Genomic DNA, 15,670 nt, shown 5'->3' on the forward strand with positions numbered 1-15,670 from the left:
GAAAGGTTCAGCTCTGAGCGGACAAGGCCGCGAACGACTGCAGCCGGCGCAGCTGGGCGGCGCGTTCCAGCGCGAGCTGCGCCTCCGCCGTCGGCGTCTCCGCGGCCGCCAGGATCAGCGACAGCGTCTCCGACACGGCACCGGCCATCGGCTTGAGGACGGCGGCGACCAGCTCGTCGACGGCGCCGTCGAGCCCGTCCGCGGGCACGACGGAGTTCGCGAGGCCGATCCGCAGCGACTCCTCCGCCGACACCCGGCGGGAGGTCACGCACATCTCGGCCGCGCGCGAGTACCCCACGAGTCGCACCAGCGGCAGCGTGCCGCCGAGGTCGGGCACCAGACCCAGCCCGGTCTCGGCCATGCAGAACTGCGCGTCCTCGGCGAGCACGCGGAAGTCGCACGCCAGCGCCAACTGGAAACCCGCGCCGATGGCATGCCCCTGCACCGCGGCGATCGTCACGCGTGCGGGGTCGCGCAGCCAGGTGAACCCGGCCTGGTACGACGCGATGCGGGCGTCGGCCTCCTCAGCGGGAAGCGACAGGATCGCGCCGAGACCACCGGGTTCGCCGTCGACGGGCTCACCGGTGAACATCCGCCGGTCCAGCCCTGCCGAGAAGGCACGGCCGGAGCCCCGGACGACCACGACGCGGACGTCCGGGTCCAGCTGTTCGCCGATGTGCCGCAACGCCTGCCACGTGGCCGGCGTCTGCGCGTTCAGCACGTCGGGACGATCGAGCGTGATGGTCGCGCGCGGCCCCGAGATCGCGAGCCGAACGCCACCGCGCTCGAGCAGGCCAGCGTCGATGGAAGGCACTGGCATGGTCGTTACCTCCGGCGAACTAGTAGCTAGTTACCGGAGAGTAGCAGTCTGAGTTGTGGCTACTTCTTCTTCGTCCGGGTGGCGCCACCGCGACCGCGCAGCGTGACCCCGGATTCCGACAGAACCCGGTGCACGAAGCCGTAGGAACGCCCGGTGCTCTCGGCCAAAGCCCGGATGCTCGCGCCCTTTTCGTACTTCTTCTTCAGGTCAGCGGCCAGCTTGTCCCGCGTGGCGCCGGTGATCCGGGCACCCTTCTTCAGGTCAGCCACCTTGTCCCGCCTTCCGTACGAGCAGGTGGGCCGTTTGACGGCCCCTGTCGTCGCAATGATCGAACAGGAACCGGCAGAACGCCAGGTGATCAAGCAAAGAGATCGGTGAACGGTCGATTCGATCACACTGAGTTGATCACAGAACGCGCTCGGTAGTCCTTTGACGGGTGGAGATCACGCCAGCTGAACGAGGTCGAGGTAGTCCTCGGACCAGTGGTCCTCGGTGCCGTCGGGCAGCAGGATGACCCTCTCGGGCTCCAGCGCCTCGACCGCGCCGGGGTCGTGCGTCACCAGGACGACGGCGCCCTCGTAGCGCCGCAACGCGTCGAGCACCTGCTCGCGCGAGGCCGGGTCGAGGTTGTTGGTCGGCTCGTCGAGCAGCAGCACGTTCGCGGCCGACGACACCAGACCGGCCAGCGCGAGCCGCGTCTTCTCGCCACCGGACAACGTGCCCGCGGGCTGGTCGAGCTGCTCGCCGCTGAACAGGAACGTGCCGAGCAACGACCGCAGCCGCTGTTCCTGCTCGTCCGGCGCCATGTGGCGGATGTTCTCCCACACCGACGCGTTGTGGTCGAGCGTCTCGTGCTCCTGCGCGAAGTAGCCGATCTTCAGGCCGTGGCCGGGGACGACGCCACCGGCGTCCGCCTTCTCGCTGCCGCCCAGCAACCGCAGCAGCGTGGTCTTGCCGGCACCGTTGAAGCCGAGCACGACGACGCGGGAACCCTTGTCGACCGCCAGGTCCACGCCGGTGAAGATCTCCAGCGATCCGTAGGACTTGCTCAGACCCTCTGCCATCAAAGGGGTCTTGCCGCACGGCGCGGGCGACGGGAAGCTGATCTTCGCGACCTTGTCGCTCTGGCGCACCTCGTCGAGACCGTCGAGCAGCTTCTGGGCGCGCTTCGCCATGTTCTGCGCCGCAACGGCCTTCGTGGCCTTCGCGCCCATCTTGGCGGCCTGCGTCATCAGCGCGCCGGCCTTCTTCTCGGCGTTGGCGCGCTCACGGCGACGACGCTTCTCGTCCGTCGCACGGGCCTCGAGGTACTTCTTCCAGCCGAGGTTGTAGATGTCGACCTCGCCGCGCATCGCGTCGAGGAACCACACCTTGTTCACGACGTCGTCGAGCAGCTCGACGTCGTGCGAGATCACGACGAGGCCGCCGTCGTGCGACTTGAGGAAGCCGCGCAGCCACGTGATCGAGTCGGCGTCGAGGTGGTTCGTGGGCTCGTCGATCAGCAGGATCGTGCTCGACTTGGCACCGATGCCCGCCTCGGACGCGGCGAACAGGATGCGGGCCAGCTCGACGCGGCGGCGCTGGCCACCGGACAGCGTGCTCAGCGGCTGCGCCAGGACCCGGTCCGGCAGGCCGAGGTTCGAGCAGATGCGGGCGGCCTCGGACTCGGCGGCGTACCCGCCGAGCGAGGAGAAGCGCTCCTCGAGCTTGCCGTACTTGGTGACGGCGACGTCGAGCTCGGCCGGGTCGACCAGCTCGGCCATCTTCGACTGGGCCTTCTCCATGTCGCGGAGCAGCTGGTCGAGGCCGCGCGCGGACAGCACCCGGTCCTTGGCGATGACCGACAGGTCGCCCTCGCGGGGGTCCTGCGGCAGGTAGCCGAGCTCGCCCTTGCGGGTGATGGCGCCGGCGTAGGGCTGGCCCTCACCGGCGAGAACGCGCAGGGAGGTGGTCTTGCCGGCACCGTTGCGGCCCACGAGGCCGATGCGGTCGCCGGGCTGAACGCGCAGGTTGGCGCCGCTCACGAGAATGCGTGAGCCCGCGCGCAACTCCATGTCGGTTGCGGTGATCAAAAGAAACTCCGAGTAGCTACGAGAACTCCGGGCATGGCAAGGGATGGCACGTCCGGTTCGGCCTACTCCAGGAGGATCACGCACCCATCCTACGGGATCACGACCATCGAATTTCCCACCTGTGGCGGGACGCATAGATTGCGGCCATGAGCGAAGACTTCTCGGGCAAGGCCGCGCTGGTCACCGGCGCGTCCCGCGGCATCGGCCACGGCATCGCGCGCGAGCTCCTCTCCCGCGGCGCGTCCGTCACGATCACGGGCCGCAAGGCCGATCAGCTGGCCGAGGCGGCCAGGCAGCTGGAGGCGGACACCGGCGGCCGCGTCCTCGCGGTAGCGGGCAACGCGGGCGACGACGCGTCGCGCGAAGAGGCCGTGGCGCGCACGGTCGAGGAGTTCGGCCGCCTCGACGTGCTCGTGAACAACACCGGCATCAACCCGCAGTTCGGCTTCCTGATGGAGGCGGACCTGAACGCCGTCAAGAAGATCTTCGACGTCAACGTGGTGGCCGCGCTCGGTTTCGTCCAGCTCGCGTGGAAGGCGTGGATGAGCGAGCACGGCGGCGCGGTCGTGAACGTCGCGTCGATCGGCGGCATCCGGTCCACGGGCGTCATCGGCGCGTACGGCGCGTCCAAGGCGGCGTTGATCCGCCTGACCGAGGAACTCGCGTGGCAGCTCGGCCCGAAGGTGCGCGTGAACGCCGTCGCGCCCGCCGTGGTGAAGACGAAGTTCGCGGAAGCGCTCTACGTGGGCCGAGAGGACGAGGCCGCGCAGCAGTACCCGATGAAGCGCCTCGGCACGCCTGAGGACGTCGCCTCTCTCGTGGCGTTCCTGTGTTCGGACGGCGCTTCGTGGATCACGGGCGAGACCGTCCGCGTCGACGGAGGGCTGCTGTCCACGGGCACGGCGGGCTGAGCCACACGGGCTCGGGGGCCGCGGTCCGGCTCGTCTGGGCGCGGTTCGGTGTTCTTGGGGGCGTCCGGCGTTGCTCGGGGCGTCTGGCGCCTCCATGGAATGTCCCGCGCTCCACGGGCGTGGGTGTTCCCAGGGACGTTCGGCGCTTCCAGAGGCGTCCTGCGTTGCCTGGAGACGTGTGGCGTTCCTCCGGGGACATCCAGAGCCGTCCCGCGCTCCCAGGGACTGTTCAGCGGCCCTTAGTGGTGTTCGGTGTTACCCAGGGACGTCCGGCATTCTCAGGGACATCCGACGCATCCAAGGGCGTCCAGCGCCCCTGGTGACGTTCGGCGTCACCAGTGACTTCCGGCGTTCTCCAGGGACATCCAGCGCCCCCGGAACGCTCTGCGCTCCCAGCGACATCCGGCGCCCCAGCGACGTTCCGCGTTCCTAGCGGCGTTCGGGTCCCCAGGAACGTCCATTGCCCCCAAAGACGTCCCGCGTCCCCATGAACGTCCAGCGTTCCCTAAAAACGGCCCGGCCTCTCAGAATCGTCCGGCGTGCACCGGCGCGGCATCTGCCGCCAGGTCCGGTCCACAGGCCGGTGTCCGCACGCCGAGCCACGCTCACGCAGGGGTCCCCCGCAGGGGTCCCCTGCTTTCATTCTCTCAGGCACCACCGACAGTTTCGGGCACTCCGAGCACGTCCAGGAACGCCGAGGCGGCCGGTGTCAGCCCGCCCGCGCTCCACACCAGGTGCTCCACCCGCGAGGGCCCGTCCACGATCGGCACGGTCACCACCCCGCTCAGCCGGGGCGTGTACCGCGACGGCAGCACGGCCACGGCCAGCCCTTCCCGGATCAGCCCCGCCATCAGCTCCGCGGTCGTCACCTCGAACGCGACCTCGCGGTGCAGCCCCGCGATCGAGAAGGCCTGGTCCGACTGCGTCCGCCCCGGCGATCCGGCCGGGAAGTCGGCGAACAGCTCCTCCGCCAGGGTCCGCAGGGTCGTCGACTCCTGCCGCGCGAGCGGATGCCCCGGCGCCATCACGGCCACGTGCTCGTCGCGTGCCAGCTCCCGTCCCCGCACGCCTTCGGGCCGCACCCCGAGCGGCAGGCCGAGGAACGCCAGGTCGAGGCCGCCCTGCCGCACCTGCTCGACGAGCTCGTAGCTCGACAGCATCCGCAGCGCGACCGGCACCTGCGGATAGCGCTCGCGGAACACCTTCAACGCCGCCGGCAGGTCCACGGCGGCCACAGTCGGGATCACGCCGACGATGACCCGTCCGCGCACCTCCCCCACCGCCGCGGCGACCTCGGCCGCGGCCCGTTCGGCGAGGTCGAGGCACTGCCGCGCGGACGGCAGGAACGCGGCGCCCGCCGGGGTCAGCCGCACGCTGCGGCTGGTGCGTTCGAACAGCCGCGCGCCCAGCGACCGTTCGAGACGGGCGATCTGGTGGCTCAACGCCGACTGCACGACCAGGCACTGCCGGGCGGCCTTCGTGAAGCTGCCCGTCTCGGCGACCGCCACCACGTACCGCATCTGCTGGAGCTCCACGTGATCCATCTTGAATCACGATGGATCGGATGAAAAGCATGTGTTGGACTCATTGATCGGACGCGCCAACACTGGACGACGTGAGAAACAGCGACCTCTCCCGCACCGCGCTGGCGGCGTTCGCGCCGGTGGTCTGGGGCTCGACCTACGTGGTCACCACCGAAATGCTGCCGGTGGGCCACCCGCTCTTCGCGGGACTGCTGCGCGCGCTGCCCGCGGGACTGATCGCGCTGGCGCTCACCAGGACGCTGCCGCGCGGGTCGTGGTGGGCCAAGGCGGCGGCGCTGGGAGTGCTCAACATCGGCCTGTTCTTCCCGTTCCTGTTCATCGCGGCCGAACGCCTGCCGGGTGGTGTGGCGGCCACCCTGGGCGCCGCTCAGCCGCTCGTGGTGGCGCTGCTGGCGGTCGGCGTGCTCAGGGAGAGCCCGTCCGCGTGGAGGCTCGCCTGGGGCGTGATCGGCATGCTGGGCGTCGGGCTCGTGGTCCTCGGCCCGGCGGCCGGCTTCGACCTGGTCGGTGTGCTGGCCGGCCTCGGCGGCGCCGCGACGATGGCGCTCGGCGTGACGCTGACGAAGAAGTGGGGCAGGCCTGCCGGAGCGGGTCCGACGGCGTTCGCGGGCTGGCAGCTCACCGCGGGCGGACTGTTCCTGGTGCCGGTGACGTTGCTGTTCGAGGGCCCGCCGCCCGCGATCGGCCTCACCGCCGTGCTCGGCTACCTGTGGCTCGGCGGTGTCGGCGGCCTGCTCGCCTACGTCCTGTGGTTCCGCGCGATCACCACGCTGCCGGTCACGTCCGTCTCGATGCTCGGCCTGCTGTCCCCGATGGTCGCCGCGGTGCTCGGCGTCGTCGTCCTGGGCCAGACCCTGGACCTGGTGCAGCTCATCGGTTTCGCCCTCGCCCTCGCCGCGATCGTCGCCAGCCAGCGACCGGCACCCGTTCTCGCCAGAGGAGCACTGCAGTGAAGATCGCGGTCGTCGGCGCGTCCGGCATGGTCGGCTCGCGGGTCGTCGCCGAGGCGGTGCGGCGCGGGCACGACGTGACAGCCGTGTCCCGCAGCACCGGCGACGTGCGCGGTGACGCCACCGACCGGGAACTGATGGACAGCGTTCTGTCCGGAGTGGACGGTGCGGTGGTGGCCACCGCGGGCGTCACCTCGACCGTGCTGCTCGACGCGGCACTTGCAACACGTACACGGATCATCGTCGTCGGGGGTGCCGCACCGCTGCGCACACCGGACGGCACGGGCCTCGTGCTCGACGACAGCCGGTACGTGCCGGCGCACATCCGTCCCGTCGCCGAGGCGAGCGTGCGCCAGCTGCGGGAGTGCCGCGCCCACCAGGCCGACTGGGTGTACCTGAGCCCGCCCGCGCTGCTCGAGCCCGGCGAGCGCACCGGCACCTACCGGCGCGGCACGGACGAGCTGCTGACCGGTCCGTCCGCGATCTCGGCGGAGGACCTGGCCGTGGCGGTGCTGGACGAGCTGGAGACCCCTGGCGCGGACCGGCACTTCACGGTCGCGAGCCGAGGTCCAGCCGCAGGATGATCTCGCCGTCCTCGTCGACCTCCCCGGTCGGCACGAAACCGAACCGCAGGTAGAACGGCTGGGGCGACCCCTCCCCCGGCACGCAGCTGGTGAGCAGCTCGGTGGCCCCGGCGGGCCTCAGCAACGCCACGACCTCGTTCAGGACCGCGGTGCCGTACCCGCGCCCCTGGTGCCCGGCACCCACGAGCAGGCGCCACAGGAAGTACGGCCCGAGCAGTCCGGGCCCGGGAACGGTGTCCCAGCTCAGCATCACGAACCCGACCGGCACGTCGCCGTCGTAGACCGCGCGGAACCAGGGTCGGGCATCGGGGTTCTCCCGCGCGTCGGCGAACGACTTCTCGACGGAGGCGACGAACCGCTCCTGCGCCGGATGTACGCGCACGGCGACCACGGCGTCGCGATTGGCATCGGTGATCTCGACCAGGCGGATCTGAGCGCTCATGGCCCGGATCATGCCGCTCAGCGAGACGTCTGCGGCACCGAATAGTCGCTGGAGGACGACGAGGTCGGAGGCACGGACGTCGGCGGCGCGCCCGGCGTCGTCGACGCGCCGGGCGGTGGCGTCGTGGAGCCGGGCAGCGTGGTCGTGACGACCGGCGGTGGCTGCGGCGCGTGCGAACTGGACGGGGTGCCCGCCGCCGGCGTCGGCTCCACGGACGGAGGCGACGAGGACGGAGTGGTGGTCGGAACCCGCGACGTCGTCGAGGACGGTCCCGGTGTGGCCGGTTCCGGGGGTGCCGCGGCCGGCAGCACGGCGAGCGCCACCGCCACGACGCCCACCGTCGCAAGGCCGCTGCCGACCACCGCGATGGTGCGGCGCCGGGACCGCACGGCCTGGCCGCGCTGGATCAGATCGGCCGCGGTGACGGCACGCGGCGGCGCCTCTTCCTGGTGCAGAGCGGAGAAAGTCGCCCGCAGATCGTCTTCGCGAACCATCACACCTCCAGCCTCAAGTGGTCGAACTCCGGTCCCAGCCTGCGCCTCAGCGTCTCCAGGCCCTTGCTGCTCTGCGACTTCACCGTGCCCGTGGAGCAGTTCAGCGCCGCCGCGGTGTCCTCGACGCTGAGATCGTGCCAAAAGCGCAGCACGAGGACAGCGCGTTGCCGTGCGGGCACGGCGGTGAGCGCCTGCCACACCACGAGCCTGTCCTCCGTCCCTGCGACGGAGGACAGGCCCTCTGGGGGTGCGTCGGTCAGCTTCTCCCTGCGCCACCGCACCTTGCGGCGTTCCGCGAGGAACGTCCGCACGACGATCTGGCGCAGGTACGGCTCCAGCCCCGACCGGTCCGAGAGCTTCGGACCGGCCAGGTACAGCTTCAAGAACCCCGACTGCATGAGGTCTTCCGCCTCGTGCCAGTTACCGCACAGCAAGAACGCGGTGAACCGCATCGAGTCGGCGTACCGGTCGAAGCAGTCGGTGAACTCGGCCTCCCAGTTCAGAGGTGACTCCCTAGCGGGCCGTGGTCGACGGGGCCGGCGTCGTGGCGGGCGGGGTCCACGTCGTGGGGCCGTGGCTGACCGTCGGCGTCGGCAGGACGGAGGGCGTCGGCAGGACCGACGGGGGCGCGGTCGTCGGCGGGTGCTCCGGCCTCGAGGACGACGGCGGCAGCACGGTCGTGGGCGGGTACTCCGGCGACGTCGACGGCACCGCGGTCGGCGTGACGTCGGGCATGGTCGACGACGGCGGCAGCACCGGGGGGCTGGTCGAGACCGACGTCGCGGGCGGCTGCGGAGCCGAGGTCGTGGGCTGGGGCGCACCGTCGCCGCCACTCAGCGCGAGGGCGGGCACCGCGATGCCGATGGCACCCAGCGCGACCGCTCCGGCCACGATCACCATTCGTTTGCGCACTTGCAGCTCCAGCAGGTCAGTGGCGCCAGGATCAGGCACCCTCACCCGTATCCATGTGGCCGGGCTCCCGTCCGGTTGCCCCTGTGTCCTGGATCACGATCTCCACGCACCGGGCTCGCTCGGCGGCCTCGTCCAGGACCGTCCTCCGGGGTTCCGGCACGTCCAGCACCCGGTCCTCGGCCTTGCTGAAGACGCCCGAGAGCCTGCGGTCGTTGCGCAGCACGTCCAGCGCCTGCCAGTCGCCGCCCAGGACGACGGCGTCGAGTTCGGCGAGCCGCGGCACGAGCACCCTGGCCACGTCGTCCGCGGCGGCCTGCAGCGCGACCCTGGCCTGGCCCTCGCGGCGCCGGGCGAACCGCTGCTGCGACCACCCACCGGCCCGGATGCGGCCGTGGACCTGCTTGCGGTCCGTGGCCGACACCTCGACCTTGCCGCCGGACGCCACGCCGACGCTGTGGCCGCCCAGCCGCACGAGGACCAGCCCGATCCTCCGGGGCTCCGCCAGCTTGTCCACCACCTCGTGCAGAGAGGTGCCGCCGCGCGTCGCGAACGTGGCCGTCGCGCCGTCTTCAGCGGTGACGACGACCTCGGCTTCGGTGACGCGGACGTCGATCACCCCGTGCCGATCCGCGAACCGGCCGATCCAGCCCAGGACCCGTTCCGGCTCGACCTCGACGGCCCTTCCACCGGGCACCGGGCGCACCCTGCTCACCTGGCAGCCACCCCCTGACACCCGTGACCGAGGCCGATCATCGTGCACACAGTAGAACCGGTCCGACACAGGCGGTGAACGGCACAGAGATGTTACTGATGGGTTCGATTCACTTGACAGATGAGTCTCGAAAGCGTGAACTCATCAACCGTATGGATTAACCATTGACTCCATCCGGCTCCGACCAGCGATGTTCACGGACGGGTAGGGTCACTGGGGCGTGATCTTATGACAGCGGGGAGTCACCATGACGACTGCTGCCGGTCGACCAACACTGACCGTTGACGACACTGACTCAACGGGCCACGGCAGCCTTACGCAACTCTTGACGACGGGACCGTTCCCGGAAGCGTTGAGGGCGGCGATCAAGGCTAGCCGACTCAGTCTCGACCGCATCCAGCACAGGTTGGCACTGCGCGGAGTGACGATCAGCGTCGCGACGCTCAGCTACTGGCAGTCAGGACGACGAAGGCCTGAACGCCCTGAGTCACTGGAGGCGCTGCGGCACCTCGAGTCGGTTCTGGGAGTGCCCCAGTCGGGTCTGTCGGCGTTGCTCGGTCCACCTCGTCCGCGAGGTCGCCGTTGCCGCCCGACGACCATGATGCCGATCGACGCCCTCTGGGCGCGAAGGGAGCGGGTCGCGAACCTGCTCTCGAAGGTCGACACGTCCTCCGACCTCAAGCTCGGCCGGATCAGCCAGCACGACCGCATCGAGATCTCTGCCGACGGCGGGCAGAAATCAGTGTGGGTGCGGCAGATCCTCCGCGCGGAGCAGGACGGGCCCGACCGCTGGGCGCTCGTGTTCGAGACCGAGGAGTCCGACGTGCTCCCCGAGATCCTGAACGTGCGCAACTGCCACCTCGGCCGCATCGCCCGTGACCACGAGGCCAACATCATGGTCGCGGAGATGATGTTCGAACGGCCGCTGACCCGCGGCGAGACCCTCATCATGGAATACCAGCTGGTGTTCCCCGAGGGCCACGCCCCCAAGGGCAACAACACGTTCGCCCGCAAGTTCCGGCTGCCGGTGCGCGAGTACGTGATCGAGGTCCGGTTCGACGAGACGAACCTGCCTTCGCGCGTGCAGCAGTACAGCGTGCCGGCGGGGGACGAGACGCCCTCGCGGCGCCGCAACCTCACCCTGGACTCGGGCGGCGGCGTGCACGCCGTGGCGCTCGGGTTCGGTCCCGGCGTGTTCGGCATCCGGTGGGAGTGGCCGAACCGCTAGCAACGCTCTGGACAGGCCTGAGGGGCGCTTCCCGATCCGGGAGGCGCCCCTTTCGCCGTTCAGGTCCCGGGCCGGCACGGAGAAGGCCCCCGGCTCGCGAGCCGGGGGCCTTCCGTTCGGTCAGCTCAGGTCATCAGACCCAGCCGGCGACGCTGAGGGTCACCGAGCGGATCGAACCGCGGTCGGAGCCCACGACGTCGGCGACCTTGAACACCCACGTGCCGTCGACGGGGTCCGCCGTCAGCGAGGACAGCGGCGCACCCGCCTTCCACGAGCCGGTGAACGGCGCGTTGCCGCTCGTCACGCTCGAGAACGGCGTCGTGGCCGCGTCGTCGAACACGGCCTGGCAGATGTTGTTGCCGGTGCCGCCCGCCCGCGAGAACAGCGTCACGGACTTGCCGGACGGCGAGGTGAGCGTGCCCACCAGGTCGCCGACGAAGGTGTGGTCGATGCCGACCGTCGTCGAGCCCTCGGTGGCCGAGCACGTCGCGCCGTCCACGGAGAACTTCAGGTTCGACGCCGCACCGACACCCGTCACGGGCAGCGGGATCGAGACGCCGGTCTGGTCGTTGTCCGGGATGGCGACCGGCGCGCCGGTGTACGCGAACGACTTGAAGTCGCGCGCCGGCTCACCCACGCGGAGCGTGAACGAGCTGGTCGTCGGTGACGTCGAGCCCGCGTACGTCACGCGTGCGTCGAGCTTGACCGCCGAACCGAGCGCGGCCGAGGCCGGCACGGTCACCTTGAAGGTGTTGCTGACGGTCTGGCCCGGGTCGATGTTGCCGTAGTACTTGGAGCGCGGCGCGATGGTCACACCGGCCGACGGGGTCGACAGCACGACCGAGGTCGACGCGGCCGAGCCGTCACCGTTGTTGGTCACCGGCAGCGTCACCGTGGCAGTCGTGCCCGGCTTGAGGAAAGCGCTTCCGTCGGCGTCGTTGACGATCGTCGGCTTCTGCGCGCGGGCCAGTGCCTGCGGCGACGCACCCGTGTACTGCAGGGCGCGGTCGGCCATCACGATGCCGGCGCCGGTGCGGTTGTCCACACCGGACTCGACGATGTCGATCGCCGTCGCCACAAGGGCTTCCTTGACCTCGGCGGGCGTCAGCGTCGGGTTGCCGGACAGGATCAGACCGGCGATCGCGGCGGCGTTCGGAGCGGAGGCGGACGTGCCGAAGAACGGCGCGAAGCCCGGCACCGACGTGGTCACGCCGTCGGCCGCGGTGATGTCCGGCTTCTGCCGCGTCTCGGCGAGCGGCGAGCCGTCCGGTGCGAAGAACGTCCTGCGCGGACCGTCGGAGGTGAAGCGCTCCGGCTTCTGCGTGCCGTCGAAGGCGTTGGGGTACGGGCCCTTCGGGTTGGCCGGGTCGCCCGGTTCGAGGTCGAACGGCAGTGCCGCCGCGGCGGGTGCGGCCGCGACCGAGATCGCGCCCTTGGCCGCCGAGTGGCCGCGGGTGGTGCCCGGCGTGACGTACTTCTTGAGACCGTCGTTGGTGTCGGCGAACCGGCCGCCGAACAGCGACAGCGCGAAGTACTTGTCGTCACCGCGGTACTTCACGACCGCGAGGCGCGTCCCGGTCGAGCTCGCCGGGGTGTTGATGCGCTCGTACGGGTCCTGCGCCCCGTCCTGGTTGTTCTGGCTGAACGTGACAACGTTGCCCTGGGCGTTGACCAGGTACAGGTCGTAGTCGTTGGCCGACTGGCCGAGCGGGTCGGCCCAGTGCAGCACCACCGGGGTGTCGCCGGAGAAGTTCGACAGCGGGTTGTAGAGCTGCTTGGCGTTGGTGTCCGGGTTGAAGTCGTGCGCGGAGCCCGCGAACTTGCCGACGCCCACACCCGAGTCCACGAACTCGCCCTCGTAGTGACCGGACGTGCCGTCCACGACGTTGCCCTGGTTGCCCGCGCTGGAGAAGAACATTGCGCCGTCGGCGACGACCGCGTCCACGGCACGCGCGATGATGCCGTCCTGGAACGGCGACTCGTTGAAGTAGATGACGTCGTCGACGATGACGTCGCAGCCGAGGTCGAAGCGCAGCTTCTTGATGTTGTCCGCGAAGCTCGCGTCGCCGTTGAACGCCGTGGCGAAGCCGAGCTCGGCGTTGGGCGCGAGGTCGTGCAGGATCTCGAGCATCGCGGTGCCCTCGTCACCGGAACCGGCCTGACCCGGCACGATGTCGACGGCAGGGAGCTCACCGGCGGCCTGCGACACGGCCAGCGAAGCCACGCCGTCCGACAGCGCGCAGAGCTTCACGCCGACACCGGTCACGCGGAAGGAAGCGCGGGCGGCCTCGGCGTTGTGCGCCTTGTCGCTCTCCGCGACCTTGGCGGCCTGGACGGAGAGCTGCTTCTCCGAGAGCCGGCGCTCGACCTCCCTGGACTTGTCCTCTTTGGACGGAGCCTGCTTGCGGGCCTTGTCGTCCCGCTTGTTCTTGACGTCCTGCGTCATCGCGTCGCTGCCCGGCTCGACGCGGGCGACGTCGGAGCGCCCGGCGATCTCGGCGATCTTCGCGACGGGAACCTCCGCGCGCACGGTGCGGTGCTCGGGAGACACTGCCCGGATCTGTCCGCCCGCCGAGCGGACAGCGTTGACCAGGTCCTCCGAGTACTGCTTGGCGCGGATGTCCACGAGCGTGGTGGCCTTCGGCGTCACGGCAACGCCGGTCTGCACCTGCGGAAGGGCGCTCGTAGTACCAGTTGAGACGCGCTTGCGCGCCTCCACGACGAGTGCGCTGTCCACTTTGGACTCAGCTGGGGTGAGCGACTTCTTGATGCTCTGCAGCGCGGAGATCTGCGCCGCCGTGCGGTCGCTGATGGACTTGGACGCCTTGCCCGGATCGGCGGACGCCGGCGTGACTGCGGTGAGAGCGGCCAGAAGAACTGCGGTACCTGCGGTGACTAAGGTCGTGCCTCTTCGAGATCGGCGCACAGGAGTTTCTCCCCCGAACGTTGGCGTGCCCCCGAGCACGCGGCTTGCGACCGGCGATTCCCGGTCGAGGCGCCAACGTATGGTGCTTGCCTGATCACAGTCAGCATCCGATTGGGCTACTTCTCACTTAGCAGACACAATCACACTTCACAGAACAAACGCGTCAGTCCACAACTGACCGGTTCGCCCGGAAAGGGCTTCCAACAGTGCGGCTGCCTGGTTGTCGGTGAGCGACGCGACGAAGTCGACGACCGCGCGTCCCCGCGCCAAACCCCTGACGGCATCAGGTCCGACCGGCAGCTCACCGGCGGCACCGACCAATGTGGACGGCTCCGTCCGGGCGAGCGCCGCGTACTCCGTTTCGGCCAGCTCCACCAGGTCGTGCAGCCTGCGCGGCAACCGATCCGCCTCGGCCCGATCGGTCACCCACTGCTCCAGCGCGTCCACGAGCGACCCGAGCAAACGGGCCTGTCCACGTTGGTGCAAGGCCAGATCCGGCCGCAGCAACACGAAACGCCGGTGGACGAACTTCAACACCTGCACCTCGTGCCACTGAGCGACCGCCAGCACCACGTGCCCGGACCGCGGCGTGGGCTCCTCGATCACCCCGACCGCGTCCACGAGCCGGCGCGTCCACCGCGCACTGAACCCGGCGACCGCCTGCTCGGCCTCAACCGACCCGTCGAACGGCACGGCCAGCAACCCGTCGACGAGCTCCTTGCTCACCTTGCGCACGGCCATCGCGAACGCCTCGTCGCTCATCACCCAGGAGTCCTTGAGGTGCATGCGCCTCCTGAGCGTCTCCAGCGAACGCCCCGGCATCCGGATCTCGGCATTCAGCTCAGCGTCGCTCAGCCCGGCCAGGTCAAGCGCCTGCGCCTGCCACGTGCCGAGCTCGGCGGCAACCGTCGCGTGCTGCAACACCCCGACCCGGTGGAAGTCCTCCAGGTCGTGGATCGCGTACGCGATGTCGTCCGCGGTGTCCATGACGCTCGCCTCGACCGTCTGCTGCCACGACTCGACGCGCCCCTCGAACGGCTCGCGCGCCTGCCGCAGGTCGTTCATCTCCGTCACGTACGCGGAGAACTTCGAACTGCCGGTGCCCGGCATGTCCTCCGGCTCCGCCGCACCACGCGGCGCGACAGGCAGGCCGAGCGGCTCGTGACGCGTCCACGGGTACTTGAGCATCGCCGCCCGCACCGCCACGGTCAGGTCGAGGCCGAGCGCCTTGGGGCCCCGCACGTCGGTGGTCGTGACGATCCGGAACGACTGCGCGTTGCCCTCGAACCCGTCCGGCAACCCGAACCTGTGCCGGGCCAGCCGGTCGAGCACCTGCTCCCCCAGGTGCCCGAACGGCGGGTGCCCCAGGTCGTGTGCGAGGGCGGCGGCCTCGACGACGTCGGGGTCGCACCCTCCCAGCTTCTCGAGCACCGCGGTCAGCTCGGGGCGACTCGTCAGGCGTTCGGCGATGGCGCGCGCGGCCTGGGCGACCTTCAGGCTGTGGGTGAGGCGGTTGTGCACGAGCAGGCCCGAGCCGGTGGAGCTGACGACCTGGGTGACTCCGCCGAGCCTCGCGAAGAACGGGGAGCTCGCCACGCGATCGCGGTCGACGCGGAACGGGTTCGTGGCGAGGTCTGCGGTCCTTCCCACTCCGGCTGATCGGCGGGCAGTGCGGTGCTCGTTGTGCATGGTGCAGAAGGTACCCGGCAGCCTGAGCCTCGGCGCCCCACGCGTCTTCCTCATTGCGCGGCGAAGATGACCATGGTTTTGTGACACCCCCTCGGGAATTTGTCTACTAGAGGGAGCAGGAGCCGAATCAGGCCATCGATCACCCGATTGAGTGAGCGCGGCCTGGCGCCGTCCAGCTGGCAGGCATCGCGGGTGCCTGAGGAGAGGCTCGAGGAGGTTGGCGGTCGGTGTTCGTGGCGTGTGCGCGCCGGCTAACGCAAAAAAAGCCCTGCGGGGAGCGCTTGTGGCGCTCAACCCGCAGGGCAAATTAAGTTCGGCGGCGACCTACTCTCCCACACCGTAACCAGTGCAGTACCATCGGCGCAGAAGGGCTTAACTACCGGGTT

At 70.0% G+C, this 15,670-nt stretch carries 15 protein-coding genes; 4 read left to right on the forward strand and 11 right to left on the reverse strand.

The genetic code is table 11. The features are described from left to right. Positions 1-7: 7 nt before the first annotated feature. From ORI60_RS37765 to ORI60_RS37775, 3 genes are all read right to left on the reverse strand, one after another. A complete protein-coding gene (locus tag ORI60_RS37765) occupies positions 8-820 on the reverse strand; it encodes an enoyl-CoA hydratase/isomerase family protein (protein WP_266042816.1) in 813 nt (270 codons plus the stop codon). A 59-nt stretch (positions 821-879) separates the two neighbouring features. After that, entirely contained in the window at positions 880-1,089 is a 210-nt protein-coding gene (locus ORI60_RS37770; RefSeq protein WP_030473247.1) for a helix-turn-helix domain-containing protein, read from the reverse strand. Positions 1,090-1,263: 174 nt separating this feature from the next. Further along, the gene (locus ORI60_RS37775; protein WP_266042817.1) at positions 1,264-2,892 is read right to left on the reverse strand and encodes an ABC-F family ATP-binding cassette domain-containing protein; all 1,629 of its coding nucleotides are present in this window, start codon (positions 2,890-2,892) and stop codon (positions 1,264-1,266) included. Between the two features lie 146 nt (positions 2,893-3,038). On the opposite strand from ORI60_RS37775, the gene ORI60_RS37780 reads away from it, so the two are divergent. Then, positions 3,039-3,803 (forward strand): SDR family oxidoreductase, encoded by a 765-nt coding sequence (locus ORI60_RS37780; protein ID WP_266042818.1) that lies wholly within the window; start codon positions 3,039-3,041, stop codon positions 3,801-3,803. A 647-nt stretch (positions 3,804-4,450) separates the two neighbouring features. Here the strand turns inward: ORI60_RS37780 and ORI60_RS37785 are convergent. Beyond that, positions 4,451-5,338: a LysR family transcriptional regulator gene (locus ORI60_RS37785; RefSeq protein ID WP_266042831.1), complete on the reverse strand. Its 888-nt coding sequence runs from the start codon at positions 5,336-5,338 to the stop codon at positions 4,451-4,453. Positions 5,339-5,418: 80 nt separating this feature from the next. On the opposite strand from ORI60_RS37785, the gene ORI60_RS37790 reads away from it, so the two are divergent. Both ORI60_RS37790 and ORI60_RS37795 read left to right on the forward strand, forming a co-directional pair. Next, on the forward strand, positions 5,419-6,300 hold the full coding sequence (locus ORI60_RS37790; protein ID WP_266042819.1) for an EamA family transporter: 882 nt from the start codon (positions 5,419-5,421) through the stop codon (positions 6,298-6,300). After that, positions 6,297-6,881, forward strand: coding sequence for an NAD(P)-dependent oxidoreductase (locus tag ORI60_RS37795; RefSeq protein WP_266042820.1), 585 nt, complete (start codon positions 6,297-6,299; stop codon positions 6,879-6,881). The genes ORI60_RS37790 and ORI60_RS37795 overlap by 4 nt, the downstream gene beginning before the upstream one ends. On the opposite strand, the gene ORI60_RS37800 is transcribed toward ORI60_RS37795, so the two are convergent. From ORI60_RS37800 to ORI60_RS37820, 5 genes are read right to left on the reverse strand one after another with little or no spacing between them, the layout of a single operon-like run. After that, entirely contained in the window at positions 6,847-7,323 is a 477-nt protein-coding gene (locus ORI60_RS37800) for a GNAT family N-acetyltransferase (RefSeq protein WP_266042821.1), read from the reverse strand. The two genes, ORI60_RS37795 and ORI60_RS37800, sit on opposite strands and share 35 nt — an antisense overlap. Positions 7,324-7,340: 17 nt before the next feature. After that, positions 7,341-7,817 (reverse strand): hypothetical protein, encoded by a 477-nt coding sequence (locus tag ORI60_RS37805; RefSeq protein WP_266042822.1) that lies wholly within the window; start codon positions 7,815-7,817, stop codon positions 7,341-7,343. Continuing rightward, a complete protein-coding gene (locus tag ORI60_RS37810; RefSeq protein ID WP_266042832.1) occupies positions 7,817-8,320 on the reverse strand; it encodes a SigE family RNA polymerase sigma factor in 504 nt (167 codons plus the stop codon). The genes ORI60_RS37805 and ORI60_RS37810 overlap by 1 nt, the downstream gene beginning before the upstream one ends. Before the next feature lie 10 nt (positions 8,321-8,330). Beyond that, positions 8,331-8,729 carry a hypothetical protein gene (locus ORI60_RS37815; protein ID WP_266042833.1) on the reverse strand — a complete coding sequence of 133 codons (399 nt, stop codon included), beginning with the start codon at positions 8,727-8,729 and terminating at the stop codon, positions 8,331-8,333. 31 nt (positions 8,730-8,760) lie between these two features. Beyond that, a complete protein-coding gene (locus ORI60_RS37820; protein ID WP_266042823.1) occupies positions 8,761-9,441 on the reverse strand; it encodes an acVLRF1 family peptidyl-tRNA hydrolase in 681 nt (226 codons plus the stop codon). 421 nt (positions 9,442-9,862) lie between these two features. Here ORI60_RS37820 and ORI60_RS37825 point away from each other — a divergent pair, with 421 nt between their 5' ends. Further along, a complete protein-coding gene (locus ORI60_RS37825) occupies positions 9,863-10,669 on the forward strand; it encodes a hypothetical protein (protein WP_266042824.1) in 807 nt (268 codons plus the stop codon). 133 nt (positions 10,670-10,802) lie between these two features. Here the strand turns inward: ORI60_RS37825 and ORI60_RS37830 are convergent, their stop codons facing one another. Together ORI60_RS37830 and ORI60_RS37835 are read right to left on the reverse strand one after the other, a co-directional pair. After that, positions 10,803-13,595, reverse strand: a complete 2,793-nt coding sequence (locus tag ORI60_RS37830) for a S8 family serine peptidase (RefSeq protein WP_266042825.1) — start codon at positions 13,593-13,595, stop codon at positions 10,803-10,805. Between the two features lie 147 nt (positions 13,596-13,742). Then, a complete protein-coding gene (locus ORI60_RS37835) occupies positions 13,743-15,284 on the reverse strand; it encodes a deoxyguanosinetriphosphate triphosphohydrolase family protein (RefSeq protein ID WP_266042826.1) in 1,542 nt (513 codons plus the stop codon). Positions 15,285-15,670: the final 386 nt, after the last annotated feature.

Source organism: Lentzea sp. NEAU-D7 (genome assembly GCF_026242055.1).
Taxonomy (GTDB): domain Bacteria; phylum Actinomycetota; class Actinomycetes; order Mycobacteriales; family Pseudonocardiaceae; genus Lentzea.

Coding starts and splice junctions, on each gene's coding strand:
- ORI60_RS37800 (WP_266042821.1), bottom strand. CDS start 7,323: ATGAGCGCTCAGATCCGCCTGGTCGAGATCACCGATGCCAATCGCGAC.
- ORI60_RS37780 (WP_266042818.1), top strand. CDS start 3,039: ATGAGCGAAGACTTCTCGGGCAAGGCCGCGCTGGTCACCGGCGCGTCC.
- ORI60_RS37835 (WP_266042826.1), bottom strand. CDS start 15,284: ATGCACAACGAGCACCGCACTGCCCGCCGATCAGCCGGAGTGGGAAGG.
- ORI60_RS37765 (WP_266042816.1), bottom strand. CDS start 820: ATGCCAGTGCCTTCCATCGACGCTGGCCTGCTCGAGCGCGGTGGCGTT.
- ORI60_RS37805 (WP_266042822.1), bottom strand. CDS start 7,817: ATGGTTCGCGAAGACGATCTGCGGGCGACTTTCTCCGCTCTGCACCAG.